This is a genomic window from Salinisphaera sp. T31B1 (genome assembly GCF_040361275.1).
In the GTDB taxonomy this organism is placed as follows: domain Bacteria; phylum Pseudomonadota; class Gammaproteobacteria; order Nevskiales; family Salinisphaeraceae; genus Salinisphaera.
Genome location: NZ_APNH01000003.1, coordinates 132367 through 159328, shown reverse-complemented (window position 1 = coordinate 159328; position 26962 = coordinate 132367). Strand labels below are relative to the sequence as shown.

Sequence of the window (26962 nt, the reverse complement as noted above, 5' to 3'; positions counted from 1 at the left end):
GATCGCCACGGCAGACGTCGCAGCCGACAGGGCTGATGACGACAACCGCACGCACGTATTCATGAAATCAGAGCGCGCTCAGAAACGGCCACAGACCATCACGGCCGGCCTCGCAGGCACGCTCGCCCACCTGCTTCTGCCAATAGGGTTCGGCGCCGAATTCGTCGCGCCAGGACCACAGACGACGGGTGTAGTAGTGCAGCGTGTGTTCGCGCGTGAAGCCCATGGCGGCATGCACCTGATGGGCGATGGCCGTCGTTGCACAGGCCGCTTCGCTAACCCTCGCCTTGGCCACCGAGATCATGAAGGCGGCATTGTCGCCGTCGACCGCACGACTGGCGGCAGCGGCCGCCGCGCCGGCGGTCGCTACCTGTCCGGCCATCGCGGCGAGCTGCTGCTGGATCGCCTGGAACTTGGCGATCGGCCGACCGAACTGTTTGCGTTCGTTGGCATGCTCGACGGACAGCTCGAGCGCGCGCCGCATGGCACCCGCCATCTGCAACGAACGTATCAGCGCGCCCCATTCCGTGATTCCAAGGTGGGATGCAGGGAGTTGGCGGACATCGTCGTCCAGGATCGCCAGCGCATCCAGTTCGGCGCTGTCGCGCGCCTCGCCGGCCAGGCTGGTGCCCTGCTGCCAGGACACCCGGTCCGCGGCAATGGTGACCCGTCGGGTCATGCCGTCGTCGCCCGGCAGATCGAGCAGCACGTAACGCGCGTGCCGCCCCCAGGCGACGCGGTGCAGCCGTCCGCGGCAAACCCAGCCGTCGTTGCGCCGGTCCAGCGTCACGTCGTCGAGATTATGTGCGCCGGCCAGCGCAACGACTTCATCGCCTTCGAGATCGCGGGCGCCTGCCAACAACATCAGCCCCACGAACGACTCCGCCAGCGGCAGCGGCAGGGCGTGATAGCCGGCAAGCTCGGCCAGGGCCAGCCCGTCAGCCGCATCGAGCCCGGTGCCGCCCTGTGCTTCGGACAGCAGCATGCTGGCCAGCCCCATATCGGTGACCGCCGACCATGCATCCTCGGAAAAGCCGCCGGCTTCGCTGGCCTGCCATAGATCACGGTCGACCCGATCGGAGAACAGCCGGGCGGCCGTATCGAGCACCATGTCGCGAATATCGTCGTTCATCGTAGCCCCAGCCCTTTCGCGATAATGCCTCGCAGGATCTCGCGCGTTCCGCCGCGAATGGAAAAACTAGGCGCCGATAACACACCAAGCGCCAGCGATTCGATATACGGGTCGTTGCTGTCGGCCGACGGCTCGATATCGACCAACAGACGGGCGATCTCGGGAATCTCCTGCTCAAAGGCGGTGCCGACATCCTTGACCGCGGCCGCCTCGAGCTCGGGCGATTCGCCTTTCTCGAGCATTCCGGCGACCGACAGCGACATCTGGCGCAGCGACACGAGATGCGAGATCAGCCGGCCCACCGCAATCTGGCGACGCTCGTCGGCGTGCTGCGCGATCTTCTCGATCAACTGGCGCAGCAGCTGGAACGTGCTCAGAATCCGGTCCGGACCGCTTCGTTCGAAGGCCAGTTCACCGGTGACCATCTGCCAACCGCCGCCTTCGTCGCCGATGAGCATGTCGTCGGCCACGAACACATCGTCGAAGAACACTTCGTTGAAATCATGGCCGCCGTAGAGGTTGTAGATCGGGCGCGTGGTTACACCCTTGCCTTCGCCCAGATCGACGATGAACTGGGTCAGGCCAGCGTGTCGGTCGTCGCCCAGCGGCGCGCTGCGGGCCAGGGCAATCAGGTAATGGGCGCGGTGGGCGCTGCTGGTCCAGATCTTGGTGCCGTTGAGGATCCAGCCGCCGTCGCCGCGCGTGGCGCGCATGCCGACCGAGGCCAGGTCGGAGCCGGAGTTCGGCTCGCTCATGCCGATCGCGAAATAGCACTCGCCGGCAGCGATACGCGGCAGGATATCGTCGCGGGCGGCCTGCGATCCGTTGGCCAGAATGTTGTTGCCGCTCTGGCGGTCGGCGACCCAGTGGGCGCCCAGCGGCGCACCCGCGGCGAGCATCTCCTCGATCACCACGAAACGATCGAGAGCACTGGCCTCGCGGCCGCCATAGCGTTTGGGCCAATGCATGCCGATGAAACCGGCCGCGCCCGAACGACGGCTGAAGTCCGGGTCGAACGTATTCCAGGAATTGCGATGTGGCGTGAACCGATCCTGGGCGATCTCGTCGGCCAGAAACGCACGTGCGTCGTCGCGAAAGGATAGAGCCGATGCCGGCAACTCGACCGGATCGAATCGAAACGAATGCATCTTTAGAACCTCTCCTCATGCCTCTCGAACCGGGGACCGGCCCAAGCTGCAGCCACCCGAGCGTTATGTTCGTCGTTGGTGTGGCCTGCCGATCGACTATAACCATCGCGTCGAAGCGCCTGAAAGCGGCAATAAATAAGCCTAGACAAACTTTTTGTTATGCTGCGTTCATGCCCAGACGACGCCTGCCGCCCCTGAACCCGTTGCGTAATTTCGAAGCCGCGGCGCGCTGTGGCAGTTTCGCGCGAGCGGCAGCAGAGCTGCACGTCACGCCGGCCGCAGTGAGCCGTCAAGTGCTTGTCCTGGAGGAGTATTTCGGAAAACCGTTGTTCATCCGGCACGCCAACGTCATCGAGTTGACCCACGACGGCGCTGCCCTGCTGCCCTCGATCACCGCCGCTCTGGACATGCTCGACGAAGGCGCGCGCCTGATTCCGCGCAACGGTGCGACCGTGGTGAGCCTGTGCACTTATCAGGGCTTTCTGATGCACTGGCTGATCCCGAGGCTCGGCCGTTTTCGCGACGCCCATCCCGAGATCGATCTCAACCTGATGTCGGCGGCCAAGCCGCAGGAGTTCGAAGACGCCCATGCCGACATCACGATCAAATACGGCAACGAACCGCGCGACGATCATTTCAGCCGCGCCATCCTGCCGGATATCGTCGTGCCGGCCTGCAGCCCGACGCTGGCGCGCAGCTCACGTCATCCGCTGCCCCCGATAGACAACCTGGTCCACCACACGCTGCTGCGATCGCGGTATCGGCGCCTGGACTGGCCGAACTGGCTGAAAGTCGCCGGCGCGGAGTCGCTGTCTCCACGTCAGGAGATCACCTTCCGGGAATCGGGACTGGCCAATCAGGCAGCCTCCCAGGGGCTGGGCGTGGCCATCGCACAGAGGCTGCTGATCGAAAACGAACTGGCCAGCGGGCGGTTGGTCATGCCGTTCGACACCGCGCTGCGACGGGCGGCCGACATCTGGATGAGTACCACGCACAAGCGCCTGGCCGACAGCCATGTCGCGCTGGTGTGCGACTGGATCGAACGCGAGGCCCGCGATACCGTCGAAGGCTTCGGCATGCGCTTCACGCCGTCCACCGCCGACACCGAACAGCCGATCGTTCTGGCGGCCGCGCACACCGGCCATTAGGACGCTTGTGTCGGCGGGCAGACGTCGGTGGTGCTTACAGCGGCACGCGTTTGTCGCGCGTCATCGCGGCTCCGGTGTCGATTTTCCTGACAAATCAGGTCACCCGCGACGTATGAAATTCTCAACGCATTGACGTTAAAGACTTAAAACGATTGGCATGTTCCATGCTTTCCGATGGATCGGGGACTACTTTCAGGCACATTCCAATCATGAAGAAGACGTTCAATTTCAAACGACTGGCTCGCCGCACCACCGTAGTGATCGTGTTGCTGGCCATCGCACCGCTGACAGCCCAGGCCGCGTTCATCGATTTCTCGGGCTCGATCAAGGGCGGCAGCACACTGTTCGGCTCGATGCCGGCACCGTTCCATGCCGGCGATGCATTGACCGGCTATCTGGAGATCGACGACGCGGCCGCTCAGCCCGGCGCCCGCTTCGATAACAGCGATCTGCTGGGCTGGGGATTGTCGATCGGCTCGGTCGATTTCACCCAGTCCGCACTGTCCACCAGCCTGTTCAGCGGGCGCATCGCCGACGATGGCAGTGCGCTGAGTTCGTTCGAGCTGGGCTCACTGTTCGTGAGCATGCCGAACTGCGAGAACTGCACGGTCGGTCTCACCAGCAGCCAGACTGGCTTCATCGCTCTGGTCAAGGATTTCTGCAATCCCTGGCTGAGTGGCCTGATCTGGGGCCAGCTCGATACCGATCTGCGCGTGCCGCCGAGCATCGATCCGCCGACCGACGTGGCCGAACCGGCCCCGCTGGCGCTGTTCGCCATCGCGCTGGTGTTCATCGGCTGGGGCATGCGCCGCCGCGCACGCAGCTGAAGTTCGCTATGGACTCGTGCCGCCGGCCGCACGCGCCGACGGCACGGGGTCTCAACGTTCGGTCAGTCTCGGCAGCAGCTCGTGCAGATTGCAGGGCTGGGTCCGGGCATCGATCTGGGCGGCGATCAGTTTGTCCCAGCCATCGGCACAGGCACCGGACGAGCCCGGCAGACAGAAGATGAACGTGGCCTTGGCCACACCGGCAATCGCACGTGACTGCAACGTCGAAGTGCCGATCGTGTCGTAGGACAGCACCCGGAACATCTCGCCGAACCCGTCGATCCGCCGATCGAAGAGAATCTCTAGCGCCTGCGGGGTGACATCGCGCCCGGTCAGACCGGTACCGCCGGTGGTGATCACCACGTCCGGCCGGTCGTCGGCAATCCAGCGCGACACGCGCGCACGCAGTTCGTAGACATCGTCGCGGCAGATCGTCTTCGCATGCAGCACATGGCCGGCGGATTCGACACGATCGGCCAGCAAACGACCGGATTTATCGGTGGCCTCGTCGCGGGTATCCGAAACGGTGAGCACTGCGACATGCAGCGGCACGAACTCGGTTGAATGGCCCATGGCGTATGCTCGCAGGGTGAACGGCTAAGCCGCCCACGATGCCACAGTCTGGCGGCGAGCGCGGAGCCGTCAGATCTCAGCCCGACCGCAACCGCTCGGCCGCTGCACGCGCCCGGCCGATCGCTGCGCGCGCCATGGGCACGCTCTGGCCGGTGTAGGCTTCCGGGCGCAGTTCGGCGATCAGTCGGCCGGAATCGATCGCCTCAGGCAGATCCCGATGGGCGGCCAGCGCGTCTGCCAGGCCGCCGCCGCGGGCGCGTGCGTCGGCCACGCTGTCCTGAACCATGTGATGTGCCTGCGAGCGCCCGACGTGCGTGGCCAGCAGCATCATCGCCTTTTCCGCAACGATCAGTCCGTCCGAGGCCTCGAGGTTGCGACGCATGTGCTCGGGTATGAGACGGATACTGGCCAGCAGTTCGTCGAACAGACACAACAGTTCGTAAGACAGTGGCACCGCCTCGTCGATCGCGCTGTACATGACCATGTTCGAAGCCGCATCGCCTTCGTGGGACGGCTGCATGGCGTCCAGCGTACTGGTGGCATAACCCCGCAGACGGGTGGCGTGGGCGATCACCTTGACCGCGATCTTGGAGTTGACCTTCTGGGGCATAGTGCTACTGCCCACCGCGCCTTCGAGTTCCTCGATCACCTCGCCGATTTCATCGGTCATCAGCGTATAGAACTCGCCGGCGATCTTGGCGCAGGTGCTGCCCAGCAGCGCGAGCAGCTGCATGTACTCGGCGATATGATCCAGTGCCGAACGCACCGGCACCGCGGCGGGGTACAGGCCGAGCCGTGCGGAGACTGCCGTGTTCAACGCCGGGCCCTTTTCGCCGAACGCATGCATGGCGCCGAGCGCACCGCCGAACTGCGACATGAACACCCGCGGTTCGGCTCCGGTCAGGCGCTGCTCGTGGCGCAGCAGCTCGTCGATCCAGGCCGCCACCTTGAAACCGAAGGTGATGGGCAACCCCTGGCGGCGGTTCGAGCGGCCGGCCACGATCATCTGAGCACTGGTATCGGCCATGGTCGCCAGCTTGTCGAACACCGAGCCCAGCCGGCCAAGCAGCGCGCCATGTGCTTTTTTCATCTGCACGATGCGCGCGGTCTGGATGATGTTCTGAGTCGTGCCACCCCAGTGCACATAGGCGCCGGCCTCGGCAGAACAGGCGGCCGCCAGCGTCTCGACCAGCGCGAGCACCGGCGCACGATTGCGCGCGGCCAGATCACTGAATGCCTGGCAGTCGATGGCTTCGAGCCGGGCGTGTCGGGCGATCTCCTGTGCCGCGGCAGCCGGAATCATGTTCAGCTCGGCCTCGGCCAGCGCCAGCGCGGCCTCGACATCTAGCCAGGACTGGTGGCGGGCAGTCGTGCTGAACAAGCCTCGCACGGCCTCGGCACTTGACGGATCGATCATGGATATAAGTACTCTGCTTTCGAAGGATTCATGCCGGCGCCGCGCCAGCGGCCGAACGGTCGCCCGGCGCATCCGTCATGGAGGCGAGCAGCTCGCGCGTATAGGCATGCTCCGGCGCGGTGTAGACACGCTCGGTCGGCCCGCGCTCGACGATGCGCCCGCGCTGCATCACCGCCACGCGACTGGCCATGTAACGCACCACAGCCAGGTCGTGGGTGATGATGAAATAGGTCAGGTTCAGCCGTGCCTGCAGGTCCAGCAGCAGATTGAGAATCTGTGCCTGTACGGAGATATCCAGCGCCGAGGTCGGCTCGTCGCATACCAGCACCTCCGGCTCCAGTGCCAACGCGCGCGCCACGGCCACGCGCTGGCGCTGCCCGCCGGACATCTGGCCCGGATAGCTGTCGTGAAAACGCGCATCGAGTCCCACCAGATCCATCACCTCACGCACGCGTTCGCGTCGTGTGCGTGCGTCGCCGATGCCGTGTACCACCAGCGGCCGGCCAATGGCATCGGCCACCGTGCGCAACGGATTGAGTGACGAATACGGATCCTGGAACACCGGCTGGATACGGCGGGCGCGTTCGCGGGCGCCGGTATCGGCCAGTGGTCGACCCTCGAAGCGCACGATGCCATCCGTCGGGTTCTGCAGTCCGAGCAGCATGCGCGCCATGGTCGTCTTGCCGGAGCCCGACTCGCCGACCACCGCGAGAATCTCGCCGCGATGCAAACCCAGAGTGGCATCGTCGACCGCGCGCAAGCGATGCGCCCGGCCGAACACGCCGCGACGCGTGATGAATTCACAGCTGACCGATTCCAGCGACAGCACCGGCATGTCGTTGGCGGCCGGATGCCTCGAGGCATCCTCGGCCGACCCGTCTGACGCAGCAGCGGCCGTGGTGTCCGCCCAATCGAAGTCGCGCAGCCGATCGGCGCCGAGCACACAGCGATAACGCTGGTCGTCGGCCGCGCTCATGCCCGGCTCGCCGTCGCGACAGGCGTCGTGTGCCAGCGGGCAGCGATCGACAAAGCCACAGCGAGAAAGCCGTGCGAACGGCCGGGGCACGCTGCCGGCGATGGAACCGAGCCGGCCGCCGCCTCTGGGAGCGAGCGCTCGCGGTGCGCAGCGCAACAGCCCTTGCGTATAGGGGTGCAGCGGTGCGCCCAGCACGGCGTCGAGCGGGCCCTGCTCGACGAACGTCCCCGCATACATCACCCCCACGCGGTCGACCGCGCGCGATACCGCGGCGATATCGTGGCTGACCAGAATCATCGCCGTACCGAGCTCTTTACGCAGCTCGGCGAGCAGGTCGAGTATCTGTGCCTTGATGGTCACATCCAGCGCAGTGGTCGGTTCGTCGGCGATGATCAGCTCGGGCGAATTCATCAGCGCCATGGCGATCATCACCCGCTGGCGCAGCCCGCCGGAGAGCTGGTGCGGGTACTGGCGCAGCCGCAGCTCGGGTTCGGGCACGCCCACTCGCTCCAGCAATTCCAGGGCGCGGCCCCGTGCGACCCGGGCCGTGGCCTGCCCGTGCAGGGTCATGGTTTCGGTCAGCTGTCGTCCGATCGAATAGACCGGATTCAACGAGGTCATCGGCTCCTGAAAGATCATGCCGATACGCTTGCCGGCAACCTGACGCGCGAACTGTGCATCGGGCAATGCCAGCAGATCGGTCTCGCCCAGGGTCAGCCGGGTCGCGCTGCGCTGGGCGTTGTGCGGCAACAGGCCCATCAGGGCAAGCATGGCCATCGACTTGCCGGAGCCGGACTCGCCGACGATGCCCAGCGCCTGGCCGCGGGCCAGTTCGAAACTCACATCGCGTACCGGCCGCACCACCCCGCCCTGGGGCAGCGACAGTTCGACCGACAGGCGATCGACGGACAACAAAGGGGTCAGATCAGACATCTAGTTCTTGCCCTCCGGCGACAGGACGTCGCGCAATCCGTCGCCGAACAGGTTCACACCCATGACCAGCACGAACAGACCGATCCCCGGCAGGATGGTCAGCCACGGATCGAAGAACATGGACTGACGGCCTTCAGCGATCATCAGCCCCCAGGACGGCGTGGGCGACTGGATGCCCACCCCGAGAAACGACAGGGCCGCCTCGGACAGAATCGCCGTGCCCATCTCGATGGTGAAGATCACGATCACCTGGCTGCGAAGGTTCGGCAGTACTTCGTGCCACAGGATCGAAGAGGTGGAGCTGCCGATCGCCCGTGCCGAGGCCACGTAATCCAGTTCACGGATACGCATGGCCGCCGAACGCGACACGACCAGGTAGTAGCTCCAGTGCAGAACCCCGATCACGCCGATGACCACGATCATCGATGGGCCGATCAGGAACACCAGCGCCATGGCCAGCAGGATCTGTGGCAGAGCCAGCTGACAGGTCAGCAGATAGGACACCACCTGATCGACCCGGCCGCCGAAATAGCCGGCACAGATGCCCAGCCCGACGCCGATGACGCTGCCGACGATGGCCGCGAAGAAGCCCACCGTAAGCGAGATACGCGCACCGACCAGCAGCCGGGCCAGATAGTCGCGGCCGACATGATCGGTGCCCAACGGATGCGTCCAGCTGCCACCGGCCCATACCGGCGGCGCCAGCCGCCCGGCCAGATCCTGGGCATACGCGTCGTGGGGCACGAGCATGGGGCCGAAGACCGCCGCCAGCACCAGACACAAAATCAGGCCGGCCCCGATCATCAATCCCCAGTGCGACAGGGCCCGCCGGCGTAGCAGCTGGCGCGGGGTCAGCGGCGCCAGCGCCTCGTCGGCGGAGACGTCGTGCGTGGACTGGCGTTCGGTCAATGCCTCGGGTGTCGTACTCATGGGCCTACCTCAGCCGCAGGCGCGGATCGATCCACGCGTTGATCAGGTCCGACAGGAACGTCAGAAACACGAAGGTCAGCGCGAACAGGAAAACGAGCATCTGCACGGTGGGAATATCCCCGCCCAGGATCGAGTCCAGCGCAAGCCGGCCGAGCCCGCGCATGGCGAACACCGATTCGATGATGATCGAGCCGCCGAGTTTGTGGCCGAGCTGGACAGCCAGCACGCTCACCACCGGCAGCAACGCGTTGCGCAGCGCCTGGGCCGTGAGCAGCTTGCGGCCCCGGAAGCCCTTGGCACGGGCGGTGCGGATATAGTCCGATTCATAGACTTCGATCAGTCCGGCACGCGTCAGACGCATGACCGCAGGGACCGAGCGCATGCCCAGCACGAACGCCGGCAACACGAAGTGTGCCCAGCTGCCGCCGCCCGAGACCGGGAACCAGCGCAGTTCGACGGCGAACAGCACGATCATCACCAGGCCGAGCCAGAAGCTGGGAATGGCCTGGGCCGAGACCGCGACCGACAGCGCGGTTCGGTCGATCCAGGTATTGGCATTGATCGCAGCCAGCGCCCCCAGCGGAATCGCGACGACGATCGTGATCAACAGCGCAAAGCCCGCCAGGCGCAGCGTGGTCGGCGCCGCTTCGACGATCAGATGGGCCACCGACTGGTGCCAGTAGTAGCTTTCGCCGAGATCGCCCTGGGCCAGCCCGGTTATCCAGTCGCCGTACTGGGTCAGTAGCGGTCGGTCCAGGCCATACTCGAGCCGGATCTGTTCGACCACCTGGGGCTCGGCGTCCTCGCCGGCGATCGCACGGGCTGGATCGGTGGCCAGGTGCAGGGCCAGGAACGCGCCGACCGACACGGTGAACGCCACCGCAATCGCCAGTACGAAACGTTTCATCGCATAGCGCAGCATGGTCTACTCCGTGACGGCGCCGTCGGCCGGCTCCGACGACTGCGCCCAGTGCGCCCGGTACAACCGCGGCATGCCGTCCTTGGGTGCCGGGAAGACGAGCCGCTTGGAGAGCACATAGTTCTGTGGGAAGGCGTATAGCGGCACGTAGTAGGCCTGGTCGGCGATGCGCTTGAGCACCTGGCTGTAGAGTCTCTTTCGCAGAGCCTTGTCGCGGGTCTGGGACGCCTCGGCGACTTTCGCGGATACCTCGGCATCGCCGCTGAAATTGCGGTCGGTATCGGCATTCCACAGCACGCTGAGGGTGGCATCGACATCGGGCGTACCGCCGGCCCCCCAAGTGCCGAAATACGACTGGATCCGTCCGCCGGATCGCGCCTTGTTGAGTACCGGCAGCTTGACATAGCGCAGATCCACATCGACGCCGACGTTGCGCAGGTCCTGGGCCATGGCTTCTGCCACGTAGGGGTTGCGATAGGCCCATAGCTGCATGGGAAACCCGTTCGGGTAGCCGGCCTCGGCAAACAGTTCGCGTGCCCGATCCGGGTCGAAATCGTAGTGGCGCACATCGGTATCGCAGCCGAATTGCACCGGGTGACAAGACGCATCCACGACCTGCGCTCCGCCGCGGACGATGTTGTCCACGATCGAGGTCCGGTTGATCGCATGATTGATTCCGCGCCGGACCTTGAGCTTGGTCAGCGGATTGTCGGCACCGGTGATCCCCTTGGCATCGAGCACGACGAAACCGATCCGCATGGACGTGCCGACCTCGCGCTTGGCGAACCCCGACGCCGCAAGGTTCTCGGCGATATCGCCGGGCACGTTGTAGAGCCAGTCCAGCTCCCCGCTGAGCAAACCGGCCTGCTGAGAGCCCCAGTCGGATACGGTATGGATCCGAATGGTCTCGATGGCCGGCCGGCCCTTGGGCGAGCCGTCGTAGTAGTCGTCGAAGCGCTTCAGCCGCACTTCCCGGCCGGGATCGAACTGCACCACCTTGTACGGCCCCAGACCGTTCTCGCGGGTGACGAGCGTCGACTTGTCCAGCACGCCATCGCGTTCATAGCTGCCCGCCTTGCGGATCGGCACGGTCACGGCCATATCGCGCAGGGTCAGCGGATAAGCGTATTTCAGATGGAAGCGGACCGAGCGCGGACCGGTCTTCTCCACCGAATCCAGCCACTTGGCGATATGCTGCTGGGCCCTTGCGCCGTTGGCCGGATCGATGACGAAGCGATAGGTATAGACCACATCGTCGGCGGACAGCACCGAGCCGTCGTGAAAGTGCACGCCCGGACGCAGGGTGACGTCCAGGGTGGTGTCGTCGATGAAATCGTAGGACTCGGCCAGCAGCGGCTCGTAGTCGAGGGTATCCGGGTCGACCGCGAACAGAAAATCGTCGATCAGCTGCGACAGGATGATGTATTCGCGCTTGGTGGTGAACGTGCGATCCAGATTGCTGATCTGCTCCTGGAAGGCGACGTCGAGCACGTCGTCGCCGGCGGTTTCGTCGGTACAGCCGGTCAGGCCGGCCACCGCAATCACGCCGGCGAGCAGGATACCGGCCCATGCCGGCACCCCGTCGCTGCGCCTGGCGGGCGCGAGAGCCATCAGAAGATGACCTGTGCCCGGGCCGACAGCGTGTTGCCGTCATCCGGCCCCTGGAAATCGCCGCTGCGATTGTTCGTATCCCACAGCGTGTAGTTGAGCATCAGCCGCGACCAACCGTTGGGATACCAGTTCAGCCCGAGCGTGCGCGAGCGGCCGTTGCCGCCCGGGTAGTCCGGCGCATCGTAATAATCCAGCGCCTGATACCGGGCCGCGACCTCGAACGCGCCGATACCACCGGCCGATACCGGCCGCTTGACCTCGGGAAACTTCCAGACACCCGACTTGTGGGAATAGCCGTGATGCTCGCCGGTCAGGAAATAGCCGGCCTGAAGGCTGTAGGCGTCGTAGCGCAGCGATTCGTCGCCCCGGTCCTCGCGCTGATCGACGGTTCGCTCTCCGTATTCGGCCGCGGCCGCGAACGAGCCCAGCGACGTGGCCAGCTCGAAACCGTAGGCCGTGCTGTTGTCCGGATCGCGGATCGCACGGCTGCGCACGCGCACGTTGTCGTTGAAGTGATCGGCGATCCGGGTCCGCTTGTAGACGGTGCCGTCGGTCTGATCGAAGTCTTCGTAGAAACCCCAGGTTCCCAAGTGCACCATGTTCTCTCCGGAACGCCACGGGTTCCAGTGCACACGCGACATATAGGTGACGTTGTCCGAGGTATCGTTGTCGCGGCCGATCTCACCGCTGGTGATCGCGAACGATCCGTGCCAGTTGCGGCCGCCGTCGTAGATCTTGCCCTTGACGCCCAGCCCGTAGCTGCCGCGATCCGGCGCCACGGCTTCGTTGACCAGACTGCGCTCCATGAACCAGGTCTTGTTGGATGAGGTTGCGCCGTCCAGGGTGCGGTCGTCGTACTTGTTGCCCAGATACAGCTTCACGTCGTTGCTGCCCAGCGAGAAACCGGTCGACAGGAAGGCATCGCGCACGCTGGCACTGTTGTTGGCCAGGTCGTACTCGAGCTTGTAGCCGAGCCACCGCGCCAGCCGGCCCGACGCATCGATACGCAGTCGACGCGCCTCCGTGCCGCTGATGTTGCGATCGGCGTCGACGTCGTCGAACCGCGACCCATGGGTGGTCGAGGCATCGAACATGAGCCGGCCGCCGAGACGGAAGCTGCGCTCGCCGTCCGGGCTGATGAATTCCGGCGCGCCTTCGGACCAGTCGATACCCGACTGGCTGGCATTGCCGGCCTCCAGCAACGCGACGCGGCTACGCAATGCGCGCAGCGATTCGTCTTCGTCCTGGCCGGTGGCCGGTGTATCGGCAGCGGCGGTGCGGGGCATGCGCTCGCCCGGCGTGGATTCGGCAACAGCCGGTGCCGGGCTCGTGTGCTCGACGATATCCTGGCTGTGCTCGACGTTGTCCAGTCGCTGCTGGAGATTCTCGATCTGGGCGGCCTGCTGCTTGAGCATGGCCGACTGCTGGCGAACCAGTTCGGCCAGTTCGTCGTTGGTGGCGGCGTGGGCACCGGCCCAGACGCCAGGCGCCAGCGTGAGTACGGCAGCGGCGGCCAGCGGCCAGGCCCGTCGTGTACGAATCGGGTGAAGTTCGGACATGCTCTCCCCTTGCCCCTGTGGGCGCTATTGTATTTCGGTGACCCGGCACGCCGGCGCGGGCCGACGCGACGAACGGCTCGGCTAGTTGGCGCTCATGTTCGCCATGGTGGCGATATAGCGGGCAGCGAACGGGGCCATCTGGCTGTCGCTGTGGCCCACGCCCGGCACGGTCCACTGCTGCCAGTTGAACGGTGTATTCAAGGCGGCGGCCCGATCCCGGGCAAACGCGTAATAGTTCTTGGCCCGAGCCAGGCGGTGCGGGCCCTGCGCGTTGGTGAAGCGGTTCTGGCGCATCACGGTATTCGAGGTCGCCGTATCCGCGCCGCCCGACAGCAACAGCACATGCTGGCCGTAGAAGGACTTAAGCATGGCCTGGTCGATGAACGGCACACCGCCGATGCCGTATGGCCATTCGATCGAGGCATCCGGCATGGTGTACCAGCCGGAATTGGCCACGATGATCTGCTCGGCGTGTGCGTTCGGCATGAACAGCGCGAAGCGATGCGCGAACTGGGCGCCGGCCCCGTGGCCATACAGGTAATAGCGCGGGTTGTCGTTGACCTCGCGCTGGGCCTTGAAATCGGTGAACAGGCGCTCGACGAGCGTGAACGCCCACAGCGGCCGCGGATTGAGCCGTTCGGGCTTGGCTCGGCCACGGGCCTCCAGACTGTTGGTCGGGTGGAAGACGTTGCCGAGGTTGTAGCCGGCGGCGCCCCGATAGGGGTCACGGGTGAACAAGGGCACCAACACCATCAGACCGTTCTGCTCGGCATAGCCGGCCCAGCTGTCACGATATTCGGCGGCATTGCGGCGCAAGCCGTGCATCACGAATACCACCGGCGTGTCGGGACGATAGCCTGCCGGCTTGTAGTAGTAGACCGTTACCGGCCGTTGAGTGGCCGGATCCTGGTACTGGTACTGGCCGGCCCCCGTGGCCAGCCCCCCGGCCGAGGCGGCCAGCGCCCAGGGCGCGGTCAGGCACAGCAGCAGTGCATACAAGACACGTTTCATGCGTTCTCCCCTTTGTCGTTCGCACCGCCGCGGCAGGACGGCTTGTTATTCCCTCGGCGACTGCCCGGGCCGTCGCGATGTTCGGACGCTAGCAAAGCCCTTTTCATTTCAGAAATAGAAATAGTCGATCAATTGATGCGATTATCGGATCATTCGTTGTTTTTTTGCGTGAGCGCCGCGGGTTGCCGGAGGTATGAACGATGAATATCAAGGCCCTTCGTCTGTTTCGCCAGATCGTCATCCAGGGGTCGCTGTCGGCGGCGGCGCAGTCGCTGCATATCAGCCAGCCAGCCGCCAGCCGCCTGATCTCGCAGCTCGAGGCCGAAGTTCGTATTGCCCTGTTTCATCGTTCGCGGCGCCGCCTGCTGCTCACCGAGGAAGGCGAACGCTTCTTCCGTGAAGCCGAGCACATCGTCTCCGGTCTGGATGAAATACCACGGATCGCCGCCGACATACGCACGCGGCGCGCCCAGCGGTTCCGGGTGATCACGGCGGCGCGCATCGGTCAGGGGCTGGTTGCGCCCGCGCTGGTGCGCATGCGCCGACACCACCCCGACATGGAGATTCAGGTGGATGTCTATTCGCGTACCCAGCTCGAAAAACAGCTCGGTGTCGGCATCTACGATCTGGGCGTAATCTCGCTGCCCGTGGCGCATTCGTTACTCGAGATCGTCGCCCGGCCCCTGGTGATGGTCCGTGCCGAAGCGCTCATGGCCGCCGATCATCCGCTGGCCGCCCGGGCCGAGATCAGCGCCGGAGACCTGGCCAGCCAACCCATGCTCGGGCTCGGTCGCGGCCAGGTCTGGCGCGACCATATCGATAACTTCCTGCAGGCCGGCGGTGTGGAAGCACGCCATGCAGTACAGAGCAGCTCGTCGCTACTGGCCTGTCAGATGGCTCGCGATGGCGCCGGCGTAGCCGTGCTCGACCGGCTATGCGCGCCGTCTATCGACATGACCGGCGCGGTGATGCGGCCGCTGACACCCGAACGCTGGGTCTCGTTCGGCTATGTCCATACCGAGCGCGACGGGCTGTCGCCGGCCGCCCGGCTATTCGTCGACTGCATGCGCGAAGCCGTAGCCGATATCCGCCAACGCAGCCCCGAGGACCGGGCCTCGATACGGCCGATCGACGCGACGCCCGACGATTCCGCTCAGTCGTGATATGCGTACCGGGCCGCGCTAACCCGGCGCGCGGCCGGCCGCGCGTTCGATACGCTCGTCGTCTTCGCTGACCAGCCCGAGTTTTCGTGCGCGCTTGAGCCAGCGTTGGCGTGCCATGACGCGCATGTCCTCCACGGCATCGCCTTCGTCCATGATTTCCATGCCAAGCATGGTCTCGACGATGTCTTCCATGGTTGCCACGCCCACGATGCCGCCGTATTCGTCGACCACTACGGCCAGCTGCTGCTGGCGTTCGAGCAGATTCCGGAACAGCCCATAGAGCGACAGCGTCTCCGGCACCACCAGCACATCGTGCTTGATCGCCGACAGCGGCGTATCGTGCCGATCGCGTGCGATCTCGATGAGCACCTCGGACAACAGCACGAAGCCGGTGATGTCCTCGTTCTCGTCGGAAAACACCGGCAGACGCGAGATCCGGCGGCGTCCGAGGGTATCGAAGACCTCGGTGACGGTGGCCGATTCATGGAAGGCGACCATCACCACCCTGGGGGTAAGCACATCCTTGACCCGCAGCGATTCGAAATGCAGCAGATTGCGCAGGATCTGCGACTCCTCGACCGCGAACACGCCCTCGGCTTCCCCCTGATCGGCCATGGCCGCGAATTCAGCGCGCGAGAATGCCGGTTCGCGCTCGCTCGGCGTAAGCAGCCGGGTGATGCCCATCGACAGCACCACCAACGGATACAGCCCGATCACCATCCAGCGCAACACCACCGCCGCGAACGGTGCCAACCCGCGCCAGTAGGTCGCCCCCAGCGTTTTCGGGATGATTTCGGAGACCACCAGGATACCGAGCGTGACCAGTGCCGAGGTAATCGCCAGATAGCCGCTGCCGAACAGCACCTGCGACTGTGCCCCCACGCCCGCCGCGCCGACGGTGTGGGCAATAGTGTTGAGGCTCAGCAACGCCGACAGCGGTCGATCCACGTCGTCCTTGAGCGTCTTCAGCCGTGCACCCACACGCGGATGGTTCTGTTCGACGAGCGTGATATACGACGGGGTGATCGACAGCAGCACCGCCTCGAGAATCGAACACAAGAACGATACGCCCAGGGCAAGAAACAGATAGAAGAACAGCAGCAGCATGAAGCATCCGGATTGACGGTGGATCGCGCGCCGACGCGCACGATACGAACAAATGAGACAGACCCGACGGCGTTCGGTTCGACCCCGGCTGTCCAAGCGTCGGCCCGGCGCGTATACTGATCGGCTTGGCCAACCCTTGTCGCGCATCCTGCGCCAACCGGCGGCCACCACCACACCCCGTCGCAGTGCCCGGCTACATGAAGTGTCCCGGTTTCGACTGCGTCTGCCACGCCATCATGCCATGCGGCAGCCGGTGTCGTGATTCACGAATCGCCGCAGTCAAATCAGGAACTCTTATGTCGTTCGATCAACTCGGCCTGGCGCCGTCGCTTCTCGAGGCGGTCGCCGCCGAGGGCTACAGCACGCCCACGCCGATCCAGGCCAAGGCCATACCGGCCGTTCTCGAAGGCCAGGACGTACTCGCCGCCGCCCAGACGGGCACCGGCAAGACCGCCGCCTTCACGCTCCCGCTGTTGCACCGACTCGGCCAGGACACGGCCACCAAGCCGCGCGTGCTCGTGCTCACGCCGACCCGCGAACTCGCCGCGCAGGTGGAACAGTCGGTCAAGACCTACGGCCGCGGCGGCCACCTGCGCAGCACCGTGATCTTCGGCGGCGTGGGCTACCAGCCGCAGATCTCGGCCTTCCGCAAGGGCGTGGACATCATCGTCGCCACGCCCGGCCGGCTGCTGGACCATCTTCAGCAGGGCAACGTGGATCTGTCGGGTCTGGAAACCCTGGTGCTCGACGAAGCCGACCGCATGCTCGACATGGGCTTTATCCACGACATCAAGCGCGTGCTCAAGCATGTGCCGGCCAAGCGGCAGACGCTACTGTTCTCGGCGACCTTCTCCAAGGATATTCGCAAGCTGGCCGCAAGCCTGCTGCACAAGCCCGTCGAGATCGACGTCGCCCCGCGCAACGCCACAGCCGACCGTATCGATCAGAAGGTCGTGATGGTCGAGAAGTCGCGCAAGCGCGCGCTGCTCAGCCATCTCATTGGTACCGGTGACTGGTCGCAGGTGCTGGTGTTCACGCGGACCAAGCACGGCGCCAACCGACTGGTCAAACAACTCGAGACCGATGGTTTGAGTGCGGCCGCCCTGCACGGCAACAAGTCGCAGAACGCTCGGACCAAGGCGCTTGACGGCTTCAAGGCCGGCACGCTGCGTGTCCTCGTGGCCACCGATATCGCCGCCCGCGGCATCGATATCGACGCCCTGCCTCATGTCGTCAACTACGAGTTGCCGAACGTGCCGGAGGATTACGTGCATCGTATTGGCCGTACCGGCCGTGCCGGCTCGGCCGGCGAAGCGGTCTCGCTGGTCGGCCCCGACGAACGCAAGTATCTCAAGGACATCGAGAAGCTGATCGGCAGCTCTATCGAGCGCATGGTCGTCGAAGGTATCGATCTCCGTTCGGCCGGCCACGACGAGCCCGAAGACGATCGGCCCCCGCGGCGCGACAACGGCGGCGGCAATCGCCCGCCCAAGCGCGGCGGCGGTCGCGGTGGCCCCAACCGAGCCAACGCCGGCGGCGAAGCGCCCAAGGCCAATCCGGCCGGGCGCCGCCGCAAGCCGCGTCGCGGCAAGCGCGGCGGCCAGCGTTCGGGCGGTGGTGCCAACTAGGGGCCACCCGTTAGCGGCGGATGATCGACGGCGCGGCCGGCCGAACGGCCGGGCCGATCGTCGGGCGAGACACGTCGCATAGGTCGGATCCAATGCGCGAGGCAGCGCTGTTGATCGTGGTGGTGATGCTGTTTGCCGGCAATATCCTGGTCGGCAAGGCTACCGCGGATGCGCTGGCTCCGTTCACCCTGGCCCTGGCGCGCTCGATGATCGCCTGTCTGGCGGCGAGCCTGTGCTTCGGTGCAGCCGCCTGGCGTCATCGCGCGCTTTTTTATGCGCGTGGCGTACGTCTGTTCGTCATCGGCGCGAGCGGCATCGGGCTGTTCAATGCGCTGCTCTACGCGGCGTTGCATACCACCGATACCACCAGCGTGGCGGTCATGGAAGCGATGATTCCGGTGGCCACCGCGTCGGTGATGTGGCTGTTCGCCGGCGAGCGGCTCGGTCGGCGTGCGTGGCTGGGCGTGCTCGTTTCGGCGGTAGGCGCGTCGGTCGTGGTCGCCCGCGGCGCGCCGTGGACGATTCTGGCCGATATGGCCGTGGGCGATGGCCTCATGCTGGCGGCGATCGGCGCGTGGATCGTCTATGCCCAACTCGCCCGCCGCGGGCTGGCAGGGCTGCCGATCTTTTCCACCATGGTGCCGCTGACCGCTTCGGCCGTGATCTGCCTGCTGCCGCTGGCCCTGATCGAACACGCGGTCCTTGGCATGCCATGGCACGGATCGAACGACGCGCTCGCCGGTGCGGCCTATCTGGGCCTCGGGCCCTCGTTCGTGGCGTTCATCATCTACAACCGGGCCGTGGTCTCGGTCGGGCCCACGGTAGCGGCCATCAGTCTCAACGGGTTGCCGGTGGTGGTGATGATCGGCAGCTGGGCCTGGCTGGGCACCTCCATCGGCGCGGCCCAGCTGGCCGGCACTGCGGCGGTGGCCGTCGGCGTGAGCATGCTGCTGGCGTTTCGAGGCCCGACCAACCCATAGACAAGCGGTCGGCGACCGGCCGCCGCACGCCCTTGCTTTACAATTACGCCCATGATCGCTCTCAAGAACCTCACACTCCGCCGCGGCTCCCGCAAACTGCTGGAAAACGTCAACGTACGTTTCCAGGCCGGACAGCGTATCGGCATCGTCGGCCAGAACGGCACCGGCAAGTCCAGCCTGTTCGCGCTGATGCTCGGCGAGCTGTCGGCCGACTCCGGCGACATCGAGATTCCGCCGAACCTGGATATCGCCACCGTGCGCCAGCACTCACCCGCCGGCGAACAGCCGGCGATCGAGTTCGTACTCGACGGCGACAGCGAATTGCGCGCGGTGGAAGCGAAACTGGCCAGAGCCGAAGAAGACGGCGACGGCCACGCCATGGCCGAACTGCACGGCCGCCTGGGTGAGATCGACGGCTATGCTGCCGTCGCCCGTGCCGCGCGCCTGTTGCACGGCCTGGGCTTTGCGCCCGAAACCCACTACGCGCCGCTGGACTCGTTCTCCGGCGGCTGGCGCATGCGCCTGAACCTGGCCGCCGCGCTCATGCGCCGCTGCGACCTGCTGCTGCTCGACGAGCCCACCAACCATCTCGACATGGATGCGGTGTTCTGGCTGCAGGAATATCTGGCCTCTCATCCGGCCACGCTGATCATCATCTCGCATGACCGCGATTTCCTCGACGCGCTGACCAGCCACACGCTGCATCTGGAAGGCGGGCGTGCGGTGCTCTATACCGGAAACTATTCCGAGTTCGAGACCATGCGCGCCGAGGCCAAGCTGCAGCAGCAGGCGGCCTACGAGAACCAGCAGAAGAAGCTGGCCCAGCTGCAGGGCTTCGTGGATCGGTTCCGCGCCCAGGCCACCAAGGCCCGCCAAGCGCAGAGCAAGCTCAAGCAGATGGAGCGCATGGAAAAGGTCGAGGCGGCGCACTGGGATACGCCGTTCTCGTTCGCCTTCCGGCAACCGGATCGCCTGCCCGAGACGCTGCTGCGGCTGGACGCCGCCGAGGCCGGCTACGACGGCGTGCCGCTCGTATCGGACATCAAGCTGCGCGTCGTACCCGGCGACCGGCTGGCGATCCTCGGGCGCAACGGCGCCGGCAAGTCCACGGTCATGAAGCTGCTGGCCGGCGAGCTCGCCCCCATCGGCGGCGACGTCCAGCACGACAAGTACATCAAGATCGGCTATTTCGCCCAGCACCAGCTCGAAGTGCTCGACGACAACGCCAGTGCGGCCACCCACCTGCAGCGCCAGGCCCCGCGCGCCTCCGAACAGGAGATCCGCGATTTCCTCGGCGGCTTCGATTTCCACGGCGACAAGGCGCTGGAACCCATCGCCCCGTTCTCCGGCGGCGAGAAGGCGCGGCTCGCGCTGGCGCTGGTGGTCTATGAGAAACCCAACCTGCTGCTGCTCGACGAGCCGACCAACCATCTCGACCTGGACATGCGCCACGCGCTGGAGACGGCACTGGCCGGCTATACCGGCGCGGTGATCATGATTGCCCATGATCGCCACCTGATCGATGCCACCTGCGACCAGCTCTGGCGCGTCGACGACGGTTCGCTTGCCCCCTTCGACGGCGATCTGGACGACTACGCCAAGTGGCTCACGCGCCAGAACGCGGCCCGCGAAGGCGGCGACAAGCCGAAGAAGGCGACCACCGCCGGCGGCAGCGGCGCGGACAACCGGCGCGATGCGGCGGCCCAGCGCGAGAAGGAAAAACCGCTGCGGCGGGCGATCAAGCAGGCCGAGGCCGACATGGGCCGGCTGGAAGACAAGATCACGGCGATCGAGAAGGAGATGGCCAAGCCGAGCGTCTACGGCAACAAGACCGAAATCGCGCGCCTGTCCCAGGAACAGGGCAAGCTGCGCAAGCAGCTCGACGCCGCCGAAGCCGTGTGGATGGAGAACGCCGAGGCCCTCGAAGCTCAGAAAGCGAGCGCGGCGTAATGGCGGCCACCGAAACCTACTTCTGGCACGACTACGAAACCTTCGGCGCCGACCCGCGGCGCGACAAGCCGGCCCAGTTCGCCGGTATCCGCACCGATCTCGACTTCAACATCATCGGCGAGCCGGTGGTGCTCTACTGCCAGCCGCCGGTCGACATGCTCGGCCACCCCGAGGCCACGCTGATCACCGGCATCACGCCGCAGGCAGCACTCGAGCGCGGCGTGCCCGAGCCCGAGTTCATCGAGACCATCGTGGCGGAGATGGCCGAGCCCGGCACCTGCAGCGTCGGCTACAACAGCCTGGCCTTCGACGACGAAGTCACCCGCCATACCCTCTGGCGCAACTTCTTCGACCCGTACGGGCGCGAGTGGCAGAACGGCTGCTCGCGCTGGGACATCATCAACATGGTGCGCCTGGCCTATGCGCTGCGCCCGGACGGCATCGAGTGGCCCCTGCGCGAGGACGGCGCGCCGAGCTTCAAGCTCGACCAGCTGGCCCCGGCCAACAACCTGGCCCAGGAACGGGCCCACGACGCGCTGTCGGACGTCCACGCCACCATCGGCCTGGCAAAGCTGATCCGTGACAAGCAGCCCAAGCTGTACGACTACGTCGTCAGCCATCGCGACAAGCACAGCGCCCGCAAGCTGCTGGACATGGACAGCCGCAAGCCCGCCCTGCATGTGTCGTCCAAATTCCCGGCCAGCAACGGCTGCTTGTCGCCGGTGATGCCGATCGCGCCGCACCCGACCAACAAGAACTGTGTGATCGTCTACGACCTGCGCGTCGATCCGGCCCCGCTGCTGGAGCTGGCGCCCGACGAGATCTACGAGCGCATCTTCACGCCGACGGCCGATCTGCCCGAGGACACGCCGCGCGTGGCGCTCAAGGGCGTGCATCTGAACAAATGCCCGGTGCTCGCACCGTTCGAGATGATGCGCGAGGCCGAGGCCGAACGCCTGCATCTGGATATCAACCAGTGCCGGCGCAACTGGAAAGCGATCCACGATCAGCTCGCGGAAGTCGAAGTCAAGGCCACCGCCGTGTTCGAGGCGCACCGCTTCGAGCCGGACGGCGACGCCGAGGCGGCCCTCTACGACGGCTTCGTCGACAAGGACGACCGCAAGCTCGCCGACCAAGTCCGCCGTACCTCGGCGGCCGAACTGGCCGAGGGCGCGATCGTATTCTCAGACAACCGCCTCAACGAACTGCTGTTCCGCTACCGCGCCCGTCACTACCCCGAAACACTGGCTGATGCCGAACGCGACGACTGGAATAACTGGCTGTCCAAGCGTCTGGAATTCGCTCCGGACGGCGGGCTGACGCTGGACGACTACGACGAGGTCATCGCGCGCCTGATGGAACACGTCCAGGGCGAGCCGGCCAAGCTGCAGCTGTTGCTGGACCTGAAAGCCTGGAGCGGCAAGCTGCGCGCGCTGATCTAAGCACTCAGCCGGCGAACGACGCCACCCCGGCGAGGCCGGCCAGTTGCCGACTCAGCGCCGCCGCGGTCTCGGGCAGGCCGAACAGATATCCCTGCAGATTGTCCGCGCCCATACGCTGCAGCAGCTCGTACTGCTCGGTGGTTTCCACGCCTTCGACGATCACCGCCAGGCCAAGCGTACGCGCAATCTGCAGCATGCTGGCCGTGAGGTCATGGCTGGTCTTGTCGTGCGTGATCAGCTGGGTGAAGCTTCGATCAATCTTGAGGATGTCCAAGGGCAGCTGCTGGAGATAACGCAGCGACGAATAGCCGGTCCCGAAATCGTCGACGGCGAATCGCAGCCCGTGTTCGCGCAGCGCGCGCATGGAACGTGCCGCGGTATCGATGTCGGTGATCACGCTCTTCTCGGTGATTTCGAGCACCACCCGCGAGGGTGCGATCCCGTGCGCACGGATGATCGTCAGCACCAGCTCGGTGAAGTCGTCGCAGTAGAGCTCGGCCCCGGGGACGTTGACCGCGACATACAGCGAGCGGGTCAGAATATGGCTGTTCCAGTCCGCCAGCTGAGCGCAGGCGCGATCGAGCGTACGACGTGTCAGCAGGCGGCGCAGCTCCGGTTCAGCCTCAACCAGCGGGATGAACTCGGCCGGGCTGACCGGTCCGTGGCGCCCGTCGGTCCAGCGCGCGAGTGCCTCCACGCCCACGATACGGCCGCTCATGCCGTCCAGGATCGGCTGATAGACCTGGTCCAGTCCGTCGACACTCAGTGCTTCGGCCAACCGGTACAGACGTTCGTGATTACGGGTCGTCGTGCGGTGTGCGTCACGCGAGTACGCCCGCACCGCCGACGATACCTCGGCCGCAGCGGCGGCGGCCGTCCGCGCGTGACCGATCAGGCTGCGCGGGTCCGTCGAATCGTCCGGGGCGCGGCTGATACCGGCCCGGATATCGATGGGTAGACGGACCCCGTCGATACGAATGGGTGCACTCAGAATGCGACACAGGCGCGTCACGCGTTCGATCGATTCGCTGGGGTGGCCGGTGCCGGTCATCGCCAGGCCCAGGCGATCGGGGCCGAGCATGCCGATCCGGTCATCGGCGCGTACGTTCTGGCGCAGCCGGCGCGCCACGATCCGGAGCACGCGCACGCTGCCGCTCTGGCCTACCAGCGCATGCAACACTTCGAAATTGGCCAGATGAAAATGTACCAGCCCGATGGGGCGTGTCTGAGAGATCGCCTGTGTGACCAGGCTGGTCAGCAGTTCCTCGAACAGCGCAACGCCCGGCAACCCCGTGGTCTCGTCGCGCAGCGCGCGCCGTTGCAGCGCACGCGACCAGGACTCGAACTGTACGTGGCGGTTGATCTCTTCTTCGACAAGATGCGCAAACGCTCTCAGATGCGACCGTTGTACCGCCGAATAGCGTCTGGGCAGAACATCGAGCACGCACAGCGTACCCAACGGCTGGCCCGTGCGCCCTCGCAGCACGGCGCCGACATACGAACGGATATGAGGCGGGCCGGTCACGAGCCGAGTGTTCCGGAACCGAGCATCGCGTCGCGTATCGGCCACCTCGAGAAAGCCGTCGGCCAGCGCATGCGTACAGAACGAGTCCTCGCGCGACGTCTCGCACCGATCGATGCCATGAGCCGACTTGAACCATTGACGATGCCGATCGACCAACGTGACCAGTGCCATCGGGGCCTCGAGCACCGAGGCGATCAGCCGCGTATACCGGTCGAAACGCTCTTCGGAGGGCGTATCCAACAGATCCAGCGACCGCAGTTCCTGCAAGCGCTCCGCTTCGTTCAGCACTTCAGCCATGACACCCCACCCGCCCCGTAGAGCCGACACAATGAACACACGCGCGGGACCGCCCCGCAGCCGACCCACTATCGGCAGGCGTCCGACGAGCTTTTATCCGACCAATCGCGTGACGGTTCGACCGATGTGCGCGCTAGGCCGAGAACTCTCGGTCTTTGACGACTGATACGCCGATTCCACAAGCGCCGGATTCAACCGCATGAACACCGCCCGGGCATGATGGTGCGCCCGTACAGACATCGATCCGCCTCGGCTCGGAGCGACTAGTGCTTCTGTTCGTCGATGAACGCCTGCAACCAGGCGGTGCCGGGCGCGCCGACCTTGGCCACCCATTGGCCGTCTTTCCGATAGAGCAGCGTCGGCGTCCCGGTCCCGCCGGCGGCGGCCATCTGCTGAGCGTGTGCATCGAGCGTCTTTTCGAGCTCGGCCGGCACCGGATCCAATGCGGTGATGCCGCCGTCCTCGGTCGACTCGTCGAACCCGGCCTCGTTCTTCGCCAGCGCCGATGCTGGATCGTCGGCAGCCAGAATCGCAGCCGCACGGCCGATGCTCGACTTCTTGACGAAACCGACCATGGCCCACTGGAGCTGAAGCGTACCGGCTTCGACCAGCGGTGCGGCCTGCTCGTAAAACCGATGGCAGTAGGTGCAGTTCGGGTCGGCGAAGACGTACATCAGCGGTGCATCGTCCGGGCCTTGCTGGATGAGCTGGCCGGTCTGCTTCAACTGATCGACTATCTTGGCGATATCGGGCTTGGGCACATACCGATCGGCATAGTCGGCCGAGAGGTTCTTGCCCTCCGGCGAGACCAGCTGGCCCATGAACAGATAACCCCCTTCACCGTAGACGATCTGATGCTTGCCACCGCGTTTGATCACATAGCCGGTCATGCCCGGCACATCGGTCTCGAACTGCTTGACGATGGTGAGAGTGCCGCCGTCGACCGCCTGTTGCAGAACGGGCGGTACATCGCCCGGGGCCGACGTCGCACCGGGTTCGGCGTGAACGGCCAGCGTGGCGACGATCAGGCCCGCACCGACGAGGGCGGTTCGGCCGTTCGGGATTCTCTTTTTCGACATTTGCATCACTCCAGCATAGCCAGGCGTCGAACATGGCATCGGGTTACCAGGCGCGGGAACTGTAGCAGGCCTGACGATGCCGGATCCGGCGAGATCGCGCGTTTCAGTGCACCCGTCCCGGCGCCCACAAGCGTAGCCGACCCCGCGCGCCATCCGCGACGCCCGGTCGCCGGACGGGCCGCACGCATACACGCACCACCGACCACTTTGGATTCCCGTTGGCTGGCGCGGCAACTGCATGCCTCGACGAATCCGCTTCTCGCGGCCAACGCCGGCGCCAACGATCGGGCCGCCCCGCCTGCCCGCGACATCGGCCAGCGCGTGCAAGCGCGTTTTGCCGATCTCCACGCGGCACGACATCATCCTGTACACGCGCCGCGGCAGCGGCGTGGCCGTGTTCAGCGACCGCGGCGCCAAGTCGCGATACCCAGGGCAGAACACGGCCGGCTAAACGGTCCGGCCCGGCGTCGGGTTCGCCGACTGATCCGCCGCGCGGTGCGCGCATGGGCAGTGCACGCGTACAAGCGAATTCGAAACACGCGCTTATCGACGGCGCTTCAATGATCCATCTTCACCGTACGCCGTCTGTACTGGCTCGGCGTAGTCTCGAACCAGCGCTGGCAGGCGCGATTCAAGGCGCTCTGCTCGGTATAACCGAGCAACGACGCGACCTGGCTGAACGGCATATCGTGCTCTGAGAGGTAACGGATGGCCAACTCTCGGCGCACGCCGTCCAGCACGACGGCGAAGGTCGTGTCTTCGCCGTCCAGCCGCCGCTGCAGCGTGCGACGCTGTAGATGGAGTGATTCTGCGACGAGGTCGATCCCAAGCTGACCGGTCGGCAGCAACCGGCGCACGATCTCACGGACACGGGCGGTTATCGGCCGATCGCGGGCACAATCACTGTGCTCGAGAAACGCAATCGCCATGGAGCGGATATGCCGGTCCGAACGGCGCAGCGATGCCTGCATCGCGCGGGCCTCGATGTCGAGACCACACACGGGTTGCTCGAAGCAAAGACTCGTGTCACCGAAGAATCGCTTGTAGGCAGGCATCGGTGCGAGTCGGCTCTGTGCGAAGAGTATGCGGGTGGGCAGCGGCGCGTTGCCGCCCAGTTCCGTCAGCCGTTTCAAAAACACCAGCGCGCGCTCGTTGGCCTGCCGCGGACAGGCCAGATGCTCGAGCAGTATCTCGAAGCGCAGACAGAGCGCGCTGCCCACCCGGCGCGCCGTCACGCGCTGGCCCGGATTGAACACGTGCAGATATCTGGCGGCCTGGTCGATCGCCTCTGCGACGGTACTCGAATGGCGGATCACCACAGCGAGCGGCCCGAGGATACCGATGCCCTGTGTGCCGGCCAGGCGCATGCCGAAATCCGGGCAGGACAAACGGTCGGCGCACTCTTCCAACAGTTGGATCAAGGAACGGTACGACAGGAACGCATCCTGTCGCGACTCGATATCCGGCGGAATATCGCATCGGGCAAGCAGCAGCTCGGGCTCGCCGCCGAGTTGTCGTACGAATGCGCCGAAACCGTCCAACGCGCTGTTACGCACCAGGCTCGTCATCGAATTGCTCTTCAGGCGCGCCGGCACGGCGCTGTCACC

The 26962-nt window shown here is 65.5% G+C and carries 21 protein-coding genes; 7 read left to right on the top strand and 14 right to left on the bottom strand.

What is annotated here, in order from left to right; translation table 11 throughout:
• Nucleotides 1-67 precede the first annotated feature (67 nt).
• Nucleotides 68-1132, bottom strand: a complete 1065-nt coding sequence (locus tag T31B1_RS12185; RefSeq protein ID WP_353249781.1) for an acyl-CoA dehydrogenase family protein — start codon at nt 1130-1132, stop codon at nt 68-70.
• Complete coding sequence (locus tag T31B1_RS12180) at nt 1129-2280, bottom strand: acyl-CoA dehydrogenase family protein (RefSeq protein WP_353249780.1); 1152 nt, start codon at nt 2278-2280, stop codon at nt 1129-1131. Before T31B1_RS12180 ends, T31B1_RS12185 begins: the two co-directional genes overlap by 4 nt.
• A gap of 170 nt (nt 2281-2450) precedes the next feature.
• Between T31B1_RS12180 and T31B1_RS12175 the strand changes: the two genes are divergently transcribed.
• Nucleotides 2451-3428: a LysR substrate-binding domain-containing protein gene (locus T31B1_RS12175; RefSeq protein ID WP_353249779.1), complete on the top strand. Its 978-nt coding sequence runs from the start codon at nt 2451-2453 to the stop codon at nt 3426-3428.
• Nucleotides 3429-3637: 209 nt separating this feature from the next.
• Complete coding sequence (locus T31B1_RS12170; RefSeq protein ID WP_353249778.1) at nt 3638-4255, top strand: hypothetical protein; 618 nt, start codon at nt 3638-3640, stop codon at nt 4253-4255.
• Nucleotides 4256-4306: 51 nt separating this feature from the next.
• Here the strand turns inward: T31B1_RS12170 and moaB are convergent, their stop codons facing one another.
• The 8 genes from moaB to T31B1_RS12130 form a co-directional block, all read right to left on the bottom strand.
• Complete coding sequence (gene moaB, locus T31B1_RS12165) at nt 4307-4828, bottom strand: molybdenum cofactor biosynthesis protein B (RefSeq protein WP_353249777.1); 522 nt, start codon at nt 4826-4828, stop codon at nt 4307-4309.
• Nucleotides 4829-4904: 76 nt separating this feature from the next.
• Nucleotides 4905-6245, bottom strand: coding sequence for a lyase family protein (locus T31B1_RS12160; RefSeq protein ID WP_353249776.1), 1341 nt, complete (start codon nt 6243-6245; stop codon nt 4905-4907).
• A gap of 28 nt (nt 6246-6273) precedes the next feature.
• Nucleotides 6274-8154 (bottom strand): dipeptide ABC transporter ATP-binding protein, encoded by a 1881-nt coding sequence (locus tag T31B1_RS12155; RefSeq protein ID WP_353249775.1) that lies wholly within the window; start codon nt 8152-8154, stop codon nt 6274-6276.
• On the bottom strand, nt 8155-9084 hold the full coding sequence (locus T31B1_RS12150) for an ABC transporter permease (protein WP_353249774.1): 930 nt from the start codon (nt 9082-9084) through the stop codon (nt 8155-8157). It abuts the gene before it with no gap.
• Nucleotides 9085-9088: 4 nt separating this feature from the next.
• Nucleotides 9089-10006, bottom strand: a complete 918-nt coding sequence (locus T31B1_RS12145) for an ABC transporter permease (RefSeq protein ID WP_353249773.1) — start codon at nt 10004-10006, stop codon at nt 9089-9091.
• A 3-nt stretch (nt 10007-10009) separates the two neighbouring features.
• Complete coding sequence (locus tag T31B1_RS12140; RefSeq protein ID WP_353249772.1) at nt 10010-11614, bottom strand: ABC transporter substrate-binding protein; 1605 nt, start codon at nt 11612-11614, stop codon at nt 10010-10012.
• Entirely contained in the window at nt 11614-13173 is a 1560-nt protein-coding gene (locus tag T31B1_RS12135) for a porin (protein WP_353249771.1), read from the bottom strand. The genes T31B1_RS12140 and T31B1_RS12135 overlap by 1 nt, the downstream gene beginning before the upstream one ends.
• A gap of 81 nt (nt 13174-13254) precedes the next feature.
• A complete protein-coding gene (locus T31B1_RS12130; RefSeq protein WP_353249770.1) occupies nt 13255-14184 on the bottom strand; it encodes an alpha/beta hydrolase family protein in 930 nt (309 codons plus the stop codon).
• Nucleotides 14185-14384: 200 nt separating this feature from the next.
• Here T31B1_RS12130 and T31B1_RS12125 point away from each other — a divergent pair, with 200 nt between their 5' ends.
• The gene (locus tag T31B1_RS12125) at nt 14385-15347 is read left to right on the top strand and encodes a LysR family transcriptional regulator (RefSeq protein WP_353249769.1); all 963 of its coding nucleotides are present in this window, start codon (nt 14385-14387) and stop codon (nt 15345-15347) included.
• A gap of 18 nt (nt 15348-15365) precedes the next feature.
• Here the strand turns inward: T31B1_RS12125 and T31B1_RS12120 are convergent, their stop codons facing one another.
• Nucleotides 15366-16454, bottom strand: a complete 1089-nt coding sequence (locus T31B1_RS12120; protein WP_353249768.1) for a CNNM domain-containing protein — start codon at nt 16452-16454, stop codon at nt 15366-15368.
• Nucleotides 16455-16750: 296 nt separating this feature from the next.
• Between T31B1_RS12120 and T31B1_RS12115 the strand changes: the two genes are divergently transcribed.
• The 4 genes from T31B1_RS12115 (at nt 16751) to sbcB (ending at nt 22454) form a co-directional block, all read left to right on the top strand.
• Complete coding sequence (locus tag T31B1_RS12115; RefSeq protein WP_353249767.1) at nt 16751-18082, top strand: DEAD/DEAH box helicase; 1332 nt, start codon at nt 16751-16753, stop codon at nt 18080-18082.
• Nucleotides 18083-18174: 92 nt separating this feature from the next.
• Complete coding sequence (locus T31B1_RS12110; RefSeq protein WP_353249766.1) at nt 18175-19062, top strand: DMT family transporter; 888 nt, start codon at nt 18175-18177, stop codon at nt 19060-19062.
• 51 nt (nt 19063-19113) lie between these two features.
• Nucleotides 19114-21012, top strand: coding sequence for an ATP-binding cassette domain-containing protein (locus T31B1_RS12105; protein ID WP_353249765.1), 1899 nt, complete (start codon nt 19114-19116; stop codon nt 21010-21012).
• On the top strand, nt 21012-22454 hold the full coding sequence (sbcB, locus tag T31B1_RS12100) for an exodeoxyribonuclease I (RefSeq protein ID WP_353249764.1): 1443 nt from the start codon (nt 21012-21014) through the stop codon (nt 22452-22454). The genes T31B1_RS12105 and sbcB overlap by 1 nt, the downstream gene beginning before the upstream one ends.
• A gap of 4 nt (nt 22455-22458) precedes the next feature.
• Here sbcB and T31B1_RS12095 read toward each other — a convergent pair whose 3' ends face one another.
• From T31B1_RS12095 to T31B1_RS12085, 3 genes are all read right to left on the bottom strand, one after another.
• Entirely contained in the window at nt 22459-24276 is a 1818-nt protein-coding gene (locus T31B1_RS12095; protein WP_353249763.1) for a putative bifunctional diguanylate cyclase/phosphodiesterase, read from the bottom strand.
• Between the two features lie 263 nt (nt 24277-24539).
• Nucleotides 24540-25355, bottom strand: coding sequence for a thiol:disulfide interchange protein DsbG (dsbG, locus tag T31B1_RS12090; protein WP_353249762.1), 816 nt, complete (start codon nt 25353-25355; stop codon nt 24540-24542).
• A gap of 557 nt (nt 25356-25912) precedes the next feature.
• Entirely contained in the window at nt 25913-26923 is a 1011-nt protein-coding gene (locus tag T31B1_RS12085) for an AraC family transcriptional regulator (protein ID WP_353249761.1), read from the bottom strand.
• Between the last annotated feature and the right edge of the window lie 39 nt (nt 26924-26962).